Source organism: Streptomyces sp. NPDC093111 (assembly GCF_040683955.1).
GTDB lineage: Bacteria > Actinomycetota > Actinomycetes > Streptomycetales > Streptomycetaceae > Streptomyces.
Genome location: NZ_JBFBNW010000015.1, coordinates 77,471 through 92,346 on the forward strand (window position 1 = coordinate 77,471; position 14,876 = coordinate 92,346).

At 74.0% G+C, this 14,876-nt stretch carries 11 protein-coding genes; 3 read left to right on the forward strand and 8 right to left on the reverse strand.

Annotated elements, in window-relative coordinates; all coding sequences use genetic code 11:
- Nucleotides 1-152: 152 nt before the first annotated feature.
- From AB0Q96_RS26140 to AB0Q96_RS26160, 5 genes are read right to left on the reverse strand one after another with little or no spacing between them, the layout of a single operon-like run.
- Entirely contained in the window at nucleotides 153-1,148 is a 996-nt protein-coding gene (locus tag AB0Q96_RS26140) for a LacI family DNA-binding transcriptional regulator (protein WP_365329502.1), read from the reverse strand.
- A complete protein-coding gene (locus AB0Q96_RS26145) occupies nucleotides 1,145-2,935 on the reverse strand; it encodes a glycoside hydrolase family 36 protein (protein WP_365329504.1) in 1,791 nt (596 codons plus the stop codon). Before AB0Q96_RS26145 ends, AB0Q96_RS26140 begins: the two co-directional genes overlap by 4 nt.
- A 14-nt stretch (nucleotides 2,936-2,949) precedes the next feature.
- The gene (locus AB0Q96_RS26150) at nucleotides 2,950-3,786 is read right to left on the reverse strand and encodes a carbohydrate ABC transporter permease (RefSeq protein ID WP_365329506.1); all 837 of its coding nucleotides are present in this window, start codon (nucleotides 3,784-3,786) and stop codon (nucleotides 2,950-2,952) included.
- A complete protein-coding gene (locus AB0Q96_RS26155; RefSeq protein WP_365329508.1) occupies nucleotides 3,783-4,712 on the reverse strand; it encodes a sugar ABC transporter permease in 930 nt (309 codons plus the stop codon). The genes AB0Q96_RS26150 and AB0Q96_RS26155 overlap by 4 nt, the downstream gene beginning before the upstream one ends.
- The gene (locus tag AB0Q96_RS26160) at nucleotides 4,709-6,073 is read right to left on the reverse strand and encodes a sugar ABC transporter substrate-binding protein (RefSeq protein WP_365329510.1); all 1,365 of its coding nucleotides are present in this window, start codon (nucleotides 6,071-6,073) and stop codon (nucleotides 4,709-4,711) included. Before AB0Q96_RS26160 ends, AB0Q96_RS26155 begins: the two co-directional genes overlap by 4 nt.
- Nucleotides 6,074-6,231: 158 nt before the next feature.
- Here AB0Q96_RS26160 and AB0Q96_RS26165 point away from each other — a divergent pair, with 158 nt between their 5' ends.
- Both AB0Q96_RS26165 and AB0Q96_RS26170 read left to right on the forward strand, forming a co-directional pair.
- Nucleotides 6,232-8,214: a hypothetical protein gene (locus AB0Q96_RS26165; protein ID WP_365329511.1), complete on the forward strand. Its 1,983-nt coding sequence runs from the start codon at nucleotides 6,232-6,234 to the stop codon at nucleotides 8,212-8,214.
- Complete coding sequence (locus AB0Q96_RS26170; RefSeq protein ID WP_365329513.1) at nucleotides 8,211-9,371, forward strand: aminotransferase class V-fold PLP-dependent enzyme; 1,161 nt, start codon at nucleotides 8,211-8,213, stop codon at nucleotides 9,369-9,371. The genes AB0Q96_RS26165 and AB0Q96_RS26170 overlap by 4 nt, the downstream gene beginning before the upstream one ends.
- Before the next feature lie 71 nt (nucleotides 9,372-9,442).
- Here the strand turns inward: AB0Q96_RS26170 and AB0Q96_RS26175 are convergent, their stop codons facing one another.
- Nucleotides 9,443-10,258 carry an alpha/beta hydrolase gene (locus AB0Q96_RS26175; protein ID WP_365329515.1) on the reverse strand — a complete coding sequence of 272 codons (816 nt, stop codon included), beginning with the start codon at nucleotides 10,256-10,258 and terminating at the stop codon, nucleotides 9,443-9,445.
- 155 nt (nucleotides 10,259-10,413) lie between these two features.
- On the opposite strand from AB0Q96_RS26175, the gene AB0Q96_RS26180 reads away from it, so the two are divergent.
- Nucleotides 10,414-11,031, forward strand: coding sequence for a LysE family translocator (locus tag AB0Q96_RS26180; protein WP_365329517.1), 618 nt, complete (start codon nucleotides 10,414-10,416; stop codon nucleotides 11,029-11,031).
- Between the two features lie 121 nt (nucleotides 11,032-11,152).
- Here AB0Q96_RS26180 and AB0Q96_RS26185 read toward each other — a convergent pair whose 3' ends face one another.
- Entirely contained in the window at nucleotides 11,153-13,594 is a 2,442-nt protein-coding gene (locus AB0Q96_RS26185) for a discoidin domain-containing protein (RefSeq protein WP_365329519.1), read from the reverse strand.
- Between the two features lie 128 nt (nucleotides 13,595-13,722).
- Complete coding sequence (locus tag AB0Q96_RS26190) at nucleotides 13,723-14,778, reverse strand: LacI family DNA-binding transcriptional regulator (protein ID WP_365329520.1); 1,056 nt, start codon at nucleotides 14,776-14,778, stop codon at nucleotides 13,723-13,725.
- Nucleotides 14,779-14,876: the final 98 nt, after the last annotated feature.

Below are 14,876 nucleotides of genomic sequence, written 5' to 3' on the forward strand. Positions count from 1 at the left end.
TGGCCGGGGGCCGAGCCCCCGCAACCGTGGACCCGCGCGCCGGCCACCGGGACCCGCGCACCGGCGGACCGGAAGCCCGCGCACCGGCGGACCGGGCCCGCAACCCGCAGCGGGGCCCGCACCAGCAGGTGCGGGCCCCGGTCCGTCCCCGGTCAGGCGGGGACGGGTCCTGTGGAGGCGCGGATCACGAGCTCCGGGTCGAAGAGGAGTTCGCCCGTGGGGACCTCGCGGTTGCTGACCAGGGCCAGCACGCTGCGCCCCACCTCCAGGGCGAGCCGGTCGGCGGGCTGGCGTACCGTGGTGAGGGCCGGGTCGGTGAACTCGGTGACCGTCGAGCCGTCGTAGCCCACCACCGACACGTCGCCCGGCACCGACAGGCCCTGCCGGCGGATCCCCCGGACGGCGCCGAGCGCCATGAAGTCGCTGGCCGCGACGATGCCGGTGGCGCCGAGGCCGACCAGCGAGGAGGCCGCCGACTGGCCGCCCTCCACGCTGTAGGACTGCCGGACCACCAGGCGCTCCGCGTCGTCGATGCCGCGCCGGGCCATGGCCGCCACGAAGCCCCGTACCCGCCGGTCCGCCGGACGGTTGCCCGCCGGGCCCGAGGCCATGCCGATCCGCCGGTGTCCGAGGCGGTGCAGGTGGTCCACGGCCAGTTCGGCGGCGAGGGCGTCGTCGGTGGAGAAGACCGGGGCGGGCACGCCGTCCGCGAACTCGCCGTTGATGCCGACGTACGGCACGCGCCGCTGGCGCAGCAGCTCGTAGCCGTCGGTCTCCGCGCCCTCCACGGTGTTGGACGCGGAAAGGAAGACGACGGCCGCGATGCCCTTGTCGACGAGCGAGCTGAGGAAGTCGAGCTCCTGCACGCCGCCAGGGAAGACCGGGCAGAGCACCGTCTTCAGGCCGTGCGGGGCGAGCGCCGACTCGATCCGCTCGGCGACGTCCGCGAAGAACGGGTTGGAGACGAACTCGGTGACCACAGCGACCAGTTGCCCTTGGGTCTGCCGCTCGTAGCCGAGCTCGGCCATGGCCTGTTCGACGGCTTCGCGGGTCTTCTTCGACACCCCTTGCCGCCGGTTGATCACCCGGCTGACGGTGGCCTCGCTGACCTGTGCCCGGGCTGCGACGTCGGTGATGCCGACCTTCATCGCGGTCCTTCCGTGAGTACGAGCGAAACCAGACCACCGCGCGGTACGGCCAGGGAGCGGGGCCCCTCCGGCGGGATCGGCAGCGGATCATTCATCATAAGGCCGTCCGGCCCGTGGACCAGGGCGGTCACCCCGCTCCCGCCGCCCCTAACCTCCACCATCAGCCGGTCCCGGTCCGAGCCGTTGACCAGGTGGAAGCCGCGGTACGCGGTGAAGTCGAGCTCCGTGACCCGGTCGCCGTGCACGCTCACCAGGCATTCGTCGCCCAGGGCGGCGGTGACCACCGGGTACAGCTCGTCCGGCCGGCCCGGTTCGACCCGCCCGTCCAGGAGCAGCTCGCGGTGGCGCAGCCAGCGCCCGAGCCAGAACCGTACGGCCGCCAGGTGGGCCTCGGGCAGTCCGTCCAGGCGTACGGAGATCTGCGGCACCGCGTGCAGGGCGCCGATCAGCTGGCGGGCGACGGTCTCGACCGGCGCGGTGCGCGCCCACATGACCATGTCGGAGTGGACCGCGCCGCCGACCGCGAGGAGCGCGGTGTCCAGCGTCCGCACCCGGTTGGCGGTGGCGTCCGCGGGGCAGTCGAAGGAGCGCAGCATGTTCCCGTACGGCGCCATGCCGGGACCGGCGTACGGCTGGCGCAGTTCGAGCAGGATCCCGGGCCGTACGGATTCCAGCGCGGCCCGCAGTTCGGCGAGGAGCGCGGTCATCGCCCGGCCCACGTCCTCGCCGCCGTCGCCCGCGTACACGGCGGCCTCGTCGAGGAAGTCCAGCTTGAGGCCGTCGAGTTCGTACTCCGTCACGAGGGAGACGCACAGGTCGACGACGTGCCGGCGCACCTCGGGCAGCCGGGGGTCGAGGACCCGGGCGCCCGGCACGGTGGCCGGGGCGGGCGCGGACTCGGCCCACCGCCCGAAGCAGTCCGCCTCGGGGCCGACCAGCAGCGGCGCGGCCCACAGCAGGTACCGCAGGCCCGCGGCGCGCACCCGGGCCACGTGCTCGCCCAGGTCGGGGAACTTCGCCGGGTCGGGGCGCCAGTCCCCGCAGCCGGCGTAGCCGCGCCCGTTGCCGTACGCCTGCCAGCCGTCGTCCAGGATCAGCACCCCGCAGCCGAGTTCGGCGGCGAGGGCGGCCTGGGTCTCGACGGCGGCGGCGGAGACGTCCTGGTTGAAGGCGTACCAGGTGGAGTAGACGGGCAGCCGCGCGGCGTCCGGTACGGGCATGGGCGGCCGGTCGGCGGCGAACCAGGCCCGCACCGGGCGCAGGGCGGCGGCGACCGAGGGGGCGCGGGGCACCAGGAGCAGCCGGTGCGGCGCGGCGGAGGCGGGCAGGACGAGGTGGACGACGTGGGTGTCGTTCTCCTCGGACACCCCGAAGCGGAGGGTGGCCTCGGGGACCGGGTCGGCGGCGGCGAAGGCGAGCAGGGTGGCGCCGGTGTGCTCGTACAGGCAGCCGACGGCGGCCCCGTCGACCAGGCTGACCCGGGACTGTCCCTCCCAGTCGGCGACCAGGGTGCGCCGCCAGGCGCCCTGGGGGTGCCAGTAGCCGGCGGCGTCGCCGAGCGGCACCGAGAGCCGGATCTCCACGGGACCGCCGTCGGCGGTCACTTCGAGGATCCGCAGGCCGTCGGTGAGCGGGCCGAGCGTCCAGCGGGGGCGCGGGCGGTCCCGGCCGGGGGCGAGGACGGCGATCGACACGGTGTCGAGCAGCGGCTCGGCGGGCGCGGGGGTCAGGTGGGCGGTGGTCACCGCCGGGGCGGGCGGGGGAGTGGTGGGGCTGAGCTGGCTCATGTCGCTTGTCCGGTTCATTCCTTCACGGCACCCGCGAGGAGGCCGGAGACGAAGTGCCGCTGGAGGGCGAGGAAGACCACCGCCATGGGGACGGCGGCGATGGAGGTGCCGGCCAGGATGGCGCCGTAGTCGGTCTCGTCCAGGCCCTGGAGCGAGGCGAGCGCGACCGGGATGGTGAAGGCGCTCTCGTCGCGGAGCACGATCAGCGGCCACACGAAGTCGTTCCACTGATAGAGGAAGAGGAACAGCGCCAGGGCGGCGAGTGCCGGGCGCATGGGCGGCAGGGCGACCCGCCAGAACAGGCGCAGTTCGCCGCAGCCGTCCATCCGGCCCGAGTCGAGGAGCTCCTGGGGCAGCGTGGCCATCGACTGGCGCATGAGGAAGATGCCGAAGGGCAGCGCCAGGTTGGGGGCGACGACGGCCTGGTAGGTGTTCAGCCAGTGGAGCTCGGCCATCATCTTGAACAGCGGCACGAGGGTGATCTGCGCGGGGACGACGAGCCCGAGCATCAGCAGCCCGAACAGGAGCTCGCGGCCGCGGAAGCGGTAGGCGGCGAAGCCGTATCCGGCGAGGGTGCAGACGGTGCCCGCGAGGAGCGTGTAGACCACGGCGATGCCGAGGGAGTTGAGCACCACCCGGCCGAAGTCGGCGGTGTCCTGGAGGGTGGCGAGGTTCTCCCCGAGGTGGCCGCCGGGCAGCAGCGGCGGCGGGCTGTCGAAGATCTCCGCCGAGCTGTGGGTGGCGCCGACGGCCAGCCAGTAGAAGGGGACCACGACGACGGCGAGCGCGAGGGCGAGCGCGGAGGTGAGCAGGATGCTCCGCCCGGGGTTGCGGGCGCGGCGGGCGGTCACGGCTTCTCCCCGAGGAGGCGGAACTGGATCAGGCCGAGCAGCCCGACGAGGACGGTGAGGGCGTACGCGATGGCGGAGGCGTAGCCGAAGTCGAAGTACTTGAAGGCGTTCTGGTACAGGTACACGCCGATGGTCAGGGTGGCGTTGTCCGGGCCGCCGCCGGTCAGCACGTACGGCTCGTCGAAGAGCTGGAGCGTGCCGATCGTGGACAGCACGGTGGTGAGCAGCAGGGCGGGGCGGATGCCCGGCAGGGTGACGTGCCGGAAGGCGGAGAACGCCCCGCCGCCGTCCACGGCGACCGCGTCGTAGAGCTCGCGCGGCACGGTCTGCAGCCTGGCCAGCAGGATGACGGCGTTGTAGCCGGTGTAGTGCCAGGTCAGCGCGAGGCCCAGGGAGATCCGCGCCCACAGCGGGTCGGTCAGCCACGGCACCGGGTCGGCGCCGAACTGCCCGAACACCCAGTTGACCAGGCCGTAGTCCTTGTTGAGCAGGACGGAGAAGACGATGCCGTACGCGACGAGGCCGGTGACCATCGGCAGGAAGAAGCCGAGCCGGAAGACGGGCCGGCCGCGCAGCAGCGTGGAGTCGAGGGCGACGGCGAGGCCGGTCGCGAGCGCCAGCATCAGCGGCACCTGGACGGCGAGGATCAGGAGGGTGTTGCGCAGCGCGGTCCACAGCAGCGGGTCCTCGGCCAGCCGCAGGTAGTTGTCGGCGCCGACGAAGGTCTCGACGCCGCCCACCGTGCGGTGCAGGCTGATCAGGAAGGACCAGGCGATGGGGTAGAGCTTGAACCCGGCGAACAGCAGCAGCGCCGGCAGCACGAAGAGGTACGGGGCGGCCCGGCCGCGCCGCCGGGGGCGGGGCGCGGCGGGCCGGGGTGCGGCGGCGGCCGGCGCGGTGCCGGCCGCCGTGGTGACCTGCGTCATCGGACGGCCTTCCGCCCCGTCTGACGGGCCAGTTCGGAGGCGGCCGAGGCGAGCACCTTCGCCGGGTCGGCGCCCTTGAGGAGCACCTGGGACTGGGCGTCGGTGACCAGCTTGAGGGCGCGGGCGTAGTCGCCGGTGTAGTTCACCGCGGGGCTGGGCGCCTTCAGGGCGGAGAGGAAGATCTCGCCCTTGCGCTGCCCGCTGAAGAACGCCGACGGCTCGTGGAAGACCGGGTCGTCGTACGCCTTGATCAGGGCGGGCGCGATGCCCTTGCCGCGGTAGATGCTCACCTGGGAGGCGGGCCGGGTCAGCGCGAACTCGATGAAGCTCCAGGCGGCGGCCTGCTGCTTGCTGCTGCCCGCGACGGCGAGGTGGGTGGAGTTCACCGTCGCCGCGGTGGGGCCGCCGCGGCGGACGGCCGGGGGCAGCCGCACCTTCCACTTGCCGGTCTCGGCGGGCACCTGCTCCTCGATGATCCCGCCGAACCAGGTGGGCCAGGGCAGCACGGCGGCGGTGCCCCGCTTCAGGGAGCTCATCAGGGCGTTCCAGCCGCCGGCGAGGTCGCTGACCAGACCGGCGTCGTTCATCGTCTTGATGAGCGTCATGGCCCGGACGGCCTCGGGGGACTCCAGGGTGATGCGGCCCTCCAGATCGAAGTAGAAGGCGCCCTGGAGCTGGAGGAGCATCTGGAAGAAGTTGGCGGCGTCCGGCTGCGAGGCGGGCTTGTCGATGCCGAGCAGATGGGCGCCGGTGCGGGCCTTGAGCCGCTTGCCGGCCTCGATGGTCTCGTCCCAGGTCTGCAGCGCGTCGACGTCGACGCCGGCCCGCTCGAAGAGGTCGGCCCGGTAGTAGAAGCCCGCCGAGTTGGCCTCCCAGGGGAGGGCGTCGACGCGCTTGGCGTCGGGGCTGACGGTCTGCCACAGCCCGGCGGCGAAGGCGTCCTTGTGGGCGGTGGCGCCCAGCGGGGCGAGGTCGGCGAGGCCGCCGGGGAAGCGCTCGACGTACCCGGGCAGGTAGTCCACGCCGATGTGCAGGACGTCGGCCAGGCCCTGGCCGCCGGCGGCCAGACCCGCCGTGATCTTGTCCCAGATCGCCGGGTTGCCGATGTCCTCGACGGTGACCTGGATGTCCGGGAACTCCTTGTTGAACTTCGGTATCAGGGCCTTGAGCTCGGCCGCCGGGCCCTGCCAGGACCAGACCGTGATCTTTCCCTTGCGCGGGTCGCCCTTGCCGCCCGAGCCGCCCGCGTCGGCTGCGCCGCTGCCGGTGCAGCCGGCGAGCGCGAGGGCCAGGGCCCCACCGCCGCCCATCTGCAGGAGGTGTCGCCGGGAGGGGAGTCTTGCCGAGTCTCTGTCTGTCATGGGGCGGGACGCTACAAGCCGACCTGCTTGAGTTGCAAGCCATCGATGAAAACTTTCAGTTTGATCCGGCAGTGAATGTTGCCTGATCCATTGCGATCCGTGCGGGCCGGTTGCTAGCGTGCCGCGCGCCGACCCGACCCGATCCGGGAGACCACCTCATGACGCGCACCCGCCTGACGCTGCTCTCAGCCGTCGCGCTGCTCACCACGCTCGCCCCGCTCAGCACCGCGCACGCCACCCCCGCCCGCCCCGCCCCGCCGACCGCCCCCGCCCTGCTCGCCGTCGCCGACCCCGGCTTCGAACAGGGCGGCAAGGGCTGGGAGTTCACCGCCGGAACCGGCGTCGCGAGCAACAACCCGCACGCCGGCGGACGCCTCGCCTACCTCGACGCCGGCAGCGGCATGAAGGTCTCCCAGACGGTGACCGCCACCGGCCACGGCGGCTACCTCGTCTCCGCCTGGGTCGCCACCGGCGGCCCCGGCGGCCGGTACGTGCTGCGCGTCAACGGCGCCACCGTCGCCGAACAGGCGCTGCCGGACGGCGCGAACTACCGCCGCCACACCCTCGGCAGGATCACCCTCGCCCCCGGCGACCGCCTGGAGATCGCCTTCGAATCCGGCCGGGGATGGATCAACGTCGACGACGTGATGGTCTCCCCGGCGGCCCCCGCCGACCCCCGGGTCGGCTCCAGCGACCCCCGGATCGTCGAGATGTTCGACTGGGCCAAGCACAAGGCCAACAGCTGGGTCCACCTCCCCGGCACCCAGGGCCCCCTCGACGCCGACGAGCGCCAGACCGGCGGCACCGGCAGCGGCGTCTACGCCCCCTCCTACTGGGCCGGCTACGCCAACCGCAGCGGCTACTACTCCCGCGACATGGCCCACCAGCTCGCCGGCGCCGGCGTCCTCGGCCTGCACGGCGAGAACAAGGAGATGCTCCGCGCCTTCGCCGCCACCGCCACCCCCGAGCACGCCTACTACCCGGTGTGGGCGCTCAACTTCGACAACCGCAGCCCCCTCTCCATCGACTACCGCGGCCCCAAGCTCTTCGTCCGCGAGGTGCCCGCCCCCTTCGAACTCGTCCAGAAGGCCGAGGAGGCCTACCGCTGGAGCGGCGACCCCGCCTACCTCGACGACCCCGCCCTGTGGGACTTCTACCGGCACACCACCGAGGAGTTCGTCACCCTCCACGACGGCACGAAGGACAACGGCCCGGTGCGCGTCGCCGAGGGCACCGGCCACGGCATCTTCCAGGGCACCGCCAGCTACAACGAGCAGAGCGACGAACCGCTCGCCGAGGCCGGCGACGCCATCGGCTCCCAGTACCAGGCCTACCGCGCGATGGCCTCCCTCGCCCGCGCCAAGGGCGACACCGCGACCGCCGTCCGCTTCGACCGGCGCGCCCGCGAGCTTCGGACCTACTTCAACACCACCTGGAGCGGCACCGGTTCGGGCGCCGACATGGTCCGCGGCTACACCACCGACGGACGCGCGCTGACCGGCTGGGGCAAGGAGAACAGCTGGTTCATGCCGATGAAGCGGATCATCGACCCCGGCGCCCGCCGCGAGGCCTACCTCGACTACATCGACGCCCAGGCCGAAGGCGAGGGACGCCCCGACAACATCGAGGCCCTCACCTACCTCCCCGACACCTTCCTCACCGACAACCGCGCCGACACCGCCTGGAAGTGGATGCGCCGCATCTACGCCGAGAAGGACGTCCAGCACGTCAACACCCGCCAGGGCACCAACGGCGACTACCCCGAGGTCTCCTTCACCCTCGTCGCCCAGACCGTCCAGGGCCTCATGGGCGTCACCCCCGACGCCCCCGCCCGCACCCTGACCACCCAGCCGCGCCTGCCCTCCGGCATGGACTGGCTGAGCGTCTCGGACCTGCGCGTCGGCGACTCCGCCTTCACCCTGCGGCACGACACGGCACCCGCGGCCCGCCGCTCCACCCTCACCCACACCTCCGGCACCCGCCCCTACACCTGGGTGGCACGCTTCCCCGGCGCCCACGCCTCCGTCCGGGTCGACGGCACGCCGCGCCCGGCCCGTACCGAGGTCGTCGACGGCGTGACGTACACGACGGTCCGCACCCGGGTGGCCCCCGGCCGCACGGTCACGGTGGAGGTCCGATGACCCGCGCGGGAGCGAAGCCCGACCCGGCCGGGGAATTCCCCGGCGGCGCCGACCTGTTCCGCCTCGACCCGGCGGTCGCCCACCTCAACCACGGCTCCTACGGGGCCGTCCCGCGCCCCGTCGCGCGCGTCCGCGCCGGCATCGAGGAGGAGGCCGCCGCCGACCCCGACCGCTTCTTCCGCGACGTCCCCGACCGGCTCGCCGAGGCGCGCGCCCGCATCGCCGGACACCTCGGCGCGGAACCCGAGGGCCTCGCCTTCGTCGCCAACGCCACCGAGGCGGCCAACCTCGCCCTCGACGCCCTGCGCCTGGACGGCGACGACGAGATCCTGGTCACCGACCACGGCTACGGCACGGTCGTCACGGCCGCCGCCCGGCGCGCCCCGCTCACCACCGTCGCCCTCGACCCCGCGCTGCCGGACGAGGACGCGCTCGTCGCGGCGGTGCTCGCCGGGATCACCCCGCGCACCCGGGTGGCGCTGCTCGACCAGATCAGCTCGCCCACCGCGCGACTCCTCGGCACGCCCCGGCTGCTCTCCGAGCTCCGCGCCCGCGGGATCACCACCGTCGTCGACGGCGCCCACGCGCCGGGCATGCTCGCCGACCCCCTCGCCGGGCGGCCCGACCTCTGGTTCGGCAACCTGCACAAGTGGGCCTACGCCCCCTCGGGCACCGCCGTCCTGGCGGTCGCCCCCGGCCTCCGGGAGCGGGTCCCCGCCCCGGTGCCCTCCTGGGAGTACGCCCGCGGCTTCCCCGGCGCGGTCGAGTTCCGGGCCACCGCCGACTACACCGGCTGGCTGGCCGCCCCCGAGGGCCTCGACCTGATCGAGCGCCTCGGCGCCGCGACCGTACGCGCCCACAACAGCGCCCTCGTCGCCCACGGCGCCGAACTGCTGGCCCGCCTCCCCGGCGTGACGCACCTCCCGTACGACGAGGGGCTCGCGATGCGGTCCCTGCGGCTGCCCCGGAGCCTGGCCCGGACCCAGCCCGAGGCCGCCGCCCTGCGCGAGGAGATCGCGTCCCGCCTCGGCTGCCGCACCCTCGTCTGGTCCTGGCCCGACGGCGGCGGCATCCGGATCAGCGGGCAGATCTACAACCGGCCCGAGGAGTACGAGCGGCTGGCCGCCGGACTGGGCGCGCTGCTGGACGGGCGCTAGGTCGTGTCCGGACACGCCCTAGGCGCGGGCCCGGCCACGACGGCCGGGCCCGGTCCGGACCCGGCGCCTGACTACCCGGCCGAGGCGAAGAAGGCCGTCAGCTCCGCCACGTACCGCTCGGGGTGGGTGACGTGCGGGACGTGCCCGGCGCCCTCGAAGACCTGGGTACGGGCCCCGGGGAGCGTCCCGGCGATCCGCTCGGACACCGCGCCGAACCAGCGCGGGCTCGTGGCGCCCCGGGTGAGCAGGGCGGGGGCCGCGCAGCCGCGCAGCCCTTCGAGGTCGAGGGCGGCCCAGTGCGGGTCGCCCTGCTCGTCGAGGAAGGTGGGGGCGTTGGCGACGAAGGTGTCCTTCAGCTCCCGCGGGAACCGCTCCCACGCGCCGGGCCCGAGGGCGACCGTGTCGACGAAGGTCCGGGCGCCGGCGAGGGCGTCGCCCGTCCGCAGCAGGTCGCTGACGCCGTCGATCCGGCCGCGCGTCGCGGCCACCTCCTCCCGGTACTCGGGCACGTCGGCCACCACGTCGAGCAGCGGCGGCTCGTGCACGGCGAGCGCCCGGAACAGTTCGGGGCGGCGGGCGGCGAGCCCGAGGGCGGTGGACGCGCCGAAGGAGTTGCCGACGACGAAGGCGGGCGCGAAGCCCAGCGCCTCCAGGAGGGCGGCCAGGTCCTCCTCGTCCTCGAAGCGCGAACCCGGCCCGGCCGGCCGGTCGCTCTCGCTGTGCCCGCGCCGGTCGTAGACGAGCACCCGGTGCCGCAGGGCGAAGGCGTGGACGACGGCGTCCCAGTCGTGGTGGTCGCCCCAGGAGCCGTGCACCAGGACCAGGGGGTCGCCGTCACCGCCGGTCTCGTAGAACAGTCCGACGCCGTCGACCTCGACCTTTGCCATGCGCGCTCCCTGCGACGATCCGGCACAGGGGCCCATTGTCCGGCCGCCGTGCGGCCCGGGGGCGGGAGAACACGCGGGCCGTGCGGGTGTCGGGGGCGCCGCTCACACCGATGGCCGCGGCTCGGGCCCGGCCGGACGGATGGCAGACTCGGCCCATGGTGTTCGAACTTCTCGCGGCGACGGGCGTGCTCGCGCTGCTGACGATGGTGCCGGGGCCGGACATGGCGGTCGTCACCCGCAGGGCCGTGGCCGCCGGGCGCCGGGACGGGCTGCTGACCGTCGGCGGGATCACCAGCGGGCTGCTGGTGTGGGGCGTGCTGTCGGTGGCCGGGCTCGCCGCCGTCCTGGCGGCGTCGGCCGTCGCGTACACCGTGGTGAAACTGGCCGGCGCCGCCTACCTGGTGTTCCTCGGGGCGCAGGCGCTGTGGCGGAACCGGCGCGGCGGGGCGGCGGCGCCCGTGGACGCGCCGCCGCCCGCCGGGAACCCGTGGCGGACCGGTCTGGTGGGCAACGTGCTCAACCCGAAGATCGCCGTCTTCTACACCGGCCTGCTGCCCACCCTCGCGCCGTCCGGGCTCTCCCCGCACACCGGGATGGCCCTGCTGGTGCTGATCCACGCGGCGCTCACGGTCGTGTGGCTCTCCGGCTACGTGCTGCTGCTCGCCGGGGCCCGCTCCTTCTTCGCCCGGCCCGCGGTGCGGGGGGCCATGGAGCGGGTCACCGGTGTGGTGCTCATCGGCTTCGGGGTGAAGGTCGCGACGGCGACCTCCTAGGCCGGGCCCGATCCGTCGGCCGCGTCCGATCCGTCGGCCGCGTCCGATCCGTCGGCAGGGCCCGATCCGTCGCCCGGGTCCGGCCCGGCGGCCCGGTCCGGCCCGTCCCGCCGTCCGGCGGTCAGGGGCCCCATGCCTCGAACTCGTAGATCCGGGCCGCCGGATCGGTCGTCTGGGTCGGCGCGGTGACCACCAGGCGGACGTACCGGGCGGTCAGCGCGACCGGGTGGGTCGTGGTCGCCGCCGTGTTGCCGGTGACGGTGACGGCGGTGGTCCAGGCAGCGGTGGTGCTGTCGCGGACCTCCACCCGGAAGTCCCGGGTGTTCCAGGTCGCGCTCTCGCCGCCCGCCGCCGCGTGCTTCACCACGAAGCGGCTCAGGGGGCGGGCCGAACCGAGGTCCACCTCCAGCCACTTGGCGGAGGTCGTCGCGCACCACTTGTCGGTGGTGCCGCCGGCGACGCTGCCGTTGACCGCCTTGGCGGGGGTCTCCGCGGTGTTGCACTGCCCGGAGGCGGTCGCGGGCCGGTTCAGCGCCAGGTTGCTCTCGGCCGTCCCGGACCAGGTGACCGTGGTGCTCGCGGCGGGGGAGCGGCCGAACTCGGTGGAGACGGCCTCGACGTCGAGCGTGGTCGAGGTCTCGGTGCCGGCCCGGTCCAGCTTCGGCACGAAGTAGGCGTCGTTGGGCGTGGCGCCCAGGAAGGTGCGGCTGCCGTCGGCGTTGCGGCGGTACACCTCGTAGTGGTGCACCTCGCCGGTGGCCGAAGCGGTCCAGCCGAGCCGGAGGGACTTGCTCGTCCCGGTGTCCGTCGTGCCGAGGACGGTCGGCGCGGTGGGCGCGGCCGGTGCGTCCACCGCGCCGTCGTACACGCCGAGTTGGCCCACCTTGATGTCGTACGAGGCGGCCGTCCCGGTGGTCTCCAGGCCGAGCTGCGCGATCGTCCGCCCGGCGTACGCGGAGAGGTCGAGCACCTTGCGCTCCCAGCCGGTGCCCGTGGTGGAGCCGAGGTCGAGGGTGGTGAAGGCGGTCGGGGCGTCGGTGAAGGAGACCGCGGCCTTCAGCCGGGTGGGCCCGGCCGCCGGCGTCCGCACCGCGACCGCCAGTTTGGTGTCGGCCGCCACCGGCAGCCGCGTCTGGTACAGACGTACGGAGTTGACGGCGTCCAGCGGGCCGGTCAGGCGCAGGGCGGAGCCGCCCTCGTAGGCGTCGGTGAAGTCGATCGACGGCTTGAGCCGCGTGCCGGTGGACCGCACCAGCCAGCGGTACGTGGGCGGCACGTCCTGGAGGGACAGGTTGTTCCAGCCCGCGCCGGACACCCGGGTCCCGCCGGAGTGGTAGAAGTCGCCCTGTCCGGCGTCGAAGTTCGTGACGAAGGGCTTCGTGGTGACGGGGGAGGACTCGGCGACGTACTGCGCGAGGCCCTTCCACGAGGAGCCGGTCGTGGTGTCGGACGGGTCGCCGTTGGCGCCGTCCCAGTAGCGCGCCTCCCGGGCGACGGAGTCGGCCCGGTCGGCGGCGGACTTCCAGGTCCACTCGGGGCGGTAGAGCCCGAGCGAGGTGGTGTGCGGCTGTCCGGCCGGGAAGAGCGCGTTCCAGTCGACGCCCGTGTCGTAGCCGTTGGACTCGGTGTCCACGCCGCTGAACAGGTCGTACTCGCCGCGCCCGAGGCCGCGGGCCAGTGAGCGGGACGAACTCAGGCCGCCCGAACTCCAGTTGAAGTTGAGGAACATGGAGTCACTGGTGCGCTGCGTGCCCTCCTGGAGGAAGGCGTCGTTGGCGGAGGTCAACGCGTTCTGCCAGCTCACCGAGCCGGACTCGGTCATCGCGTCGTACCACATGAACTCGACCGGGCCGAGCGAGCGGGCGTAGCGCATCGTGTTGCGCACCTCGCCCGCCAGCGCCGAGTCGCCGCCGGCGGTCTCCTGGTTGACGAACCAGCCGTCGAATCCGTAGTGCTGCGCGACCTGCGCCAGCTTGTCGGCGACCGGGTAGCGGCCGCCGGACTTCTGGGTGAAGTCGCGCACCCACTGGAGCTGCCCGCCGTAGGCGGTGGGCGGGAAGAACACCGTGCCATAGACCTTGACCCCGTTGCGGTGGGCCGCGTCGATCACCGTCGGGTTCGGTGCCAGGATCAGGCCCTCGCCGGCCGAACCGCCCCAGAACACCAGCTTGTCGAGGTACTGCCAGTGCCCGAACGCGTAGTAGTTCGGGTCGGCCGAGCCCTGGGAGGGGTTGTTCGAGGTGGGGGCGAAGGAGACCAGCGAAACGACCTTGCCCTCGCCCGCGCGGGCGTTGGCGTTGGCCTTGAGCGCCGGATCGGAGACGCGCGGCCGGAGCGGGACGCGGGAGCGGTTGAAGCGCGCGTCCGGGTCGGTGGCCGGGTCCCAGTTCAGGATCGAGTTCGGGTACCAGTACGAGGCGTACGGCTGGTCGCCCGAGGCGGTGGAGGCGGCGGGGGCGGTGGGCCGCTCGGCGGCGGCCGACGCGCTCGGCGCGGCGGCGCCGAGGCCGAGCGCGCCCGCGGAGAGCGCCGCGGCCAGGAGGAGGTGCAGGGGTCGTCTCATCGGAGCTCCGGTCCAGCGGAAGGGGTGGGGGGCTGGTGGTGCCGGTGGCGCGATGGTGCGGATGACAACGATGCCGGTCCGGCGTCGCCGAGGACGCCGGGCCGTTCGGTCCGGGAGGCTAAACGGCTTTAGTGACCGGGGTCAAGAGGGCCGTTCCGGTCGGCGCCGGGCGGGGCCGTGCTCTCGCGGACCGTCAGCCGGGGGGTCGGATTCCTGACGTCCTGGGCCGAACCGGGGGCGTCGACCTGCGCGAGCAGCGCCGTCGCGACCTGCTCGCCGAGCGCGAAGGTGTCCCGGGAGAGGGCGGTCAGGGAGGGGTGGACGATCCGGGTGAGCGCCGAGTCGTCGAAGGACACGACGGACAGCTCGCCCGGGACCGCGACCCCCATCTCGGTGGCGACCCCGAGGCCCGCGACGGCCATCACGTCGCTGTCGTAGACGATCGCCGTCGGGCGCTGCCGCCCCGGCCGGGCGAGCAGGGCCCGGGTGGCCGCCGCGCCCTCCGCGTCGCTGAAGTCGGTCGGCACCGAGACGGCGTCGGCGAGGCCGAGCCGCCGCGCCGCGTCCCGGACCGCCCGGATCCGGCGCTGGGTGTGCTGGAAGGAGGGCAGGCCGGCGAGATGGGCGATCCGGCGGTGCCCGAGGGCGGCCAGGTACTCGACGATCGAGGTCATCGCCTCGCGGTCGTCGGCCCAGACGGCGGGCAGCCGCCCGTGCCGGCCGGGGCCCCCGAGCACCACGGTGGGGACGCCGAGCTCCTCCAGGACCGGGATGCGAGGGTCGCGCACCTGGAGGTCGACGAGGACGAAGCCGTCCACCCGGTGCTCGGAGGTCCAGCGCCGGTAGACCTCGATCTCGGCGGCGGTGTCCTCGACGACGAGCAGCTGGAGGGCGGTGCCCCGGCCGGACAGCGCCGCCTGGAGCCCGGACAGCAGATGGCTGAAGAAGGGTTCGAGCCCGATCGTGCGCGCGGGGCGGGCGAGCACCAGGCCGACGGCGCCCGCGCGGGCCCCGCCGAGCGCGCGGGCGGCGCTGTGCGGGCGCCAGTTCATCCGCTCGGCCACCCCCAGGATCCGGTCCCGGGTCGCCTCGCTCACCCCCGGGCGCCCGTTGAGCGCGAAGGAGACGGCGCCCTTGGAGACGCCCGCCTCCCTGGCGATGTCGGCGATGGTCGGTCTGGCCACCGGACGCCCCCTCTGATCCGCCGTTCCCGCCGCGCCGCCACCCCCGCGAGGACGGCCGGTTTCCGCGGGCTCTCTTGACACCGGAGTTTAGCCGGGAG

Coding starts and splice junctions, on each gene's coding strand:
- AB0Q96_RS26140 (WP_365329502.1), bottom strand. CDS start 1,148: ATGAAGGTCGGCATCACCGACGTCGCAGCCCGGGCACAGGTCAGCGAG.
- AB0Q96_RS26145 (WP_365329504.1), bottom strand. CDS start 2,935: ATGAGCCAGCTCAGCCCCACCACTCCCCCGCCCGCCCCGGCGGTGACC.
- AB0Q96_RS26155 (WP_365329508.1), bottom strand. CDS start 4,712: ATGACGCAGGTCACCACGGCGGCCGGCACCGCGCCGGCCGCCGCCGCA.
- AB0Q96_RS26160 (WP_365329510.1), bottom strand. CDS start 6,073: ATGACAGACAGAGACTCGGCAAGACTCCCCTCCCGGCGACACCTCCTG.
- AB0Q96_RS26165 (WP_365329511.1), top strand. CDS start 6,232: ATGACGCGCACCCGCCTGACGCTGCTCTCAGCCGTCGCGCTGCTCACC.
- AB0Q96_RS26170 (WP_365329513.1), top strand. CDS start 8,211: ATGACCCGCGCGGGAGCGAAGCCCGACCCGGCCGGGGAATTCCCCGGC.
- AB0Q96_RS26175 (WP_365329515.1), bottom strand. CDS start 10,258: ATGGCAAAGGTCGAGGTCGACGGCGTCGGACTGTTCTACGAGACCGGC.
- AB0Q96_RS26180 (WP_365329517.1), top strand. CDS start 10,414: ATGGTGTTCGAACTTCTCGCGGCGACGGGCGTGCTCGCGCTGCTGACG.
- AB0Q96_RS26185 (WP_365329519.1), bottom strand. CDS start 13,594: ATGAGACGACCCCTGCACCTCCTCCTGGCCGCGGCGCTCTCCGCGGGC.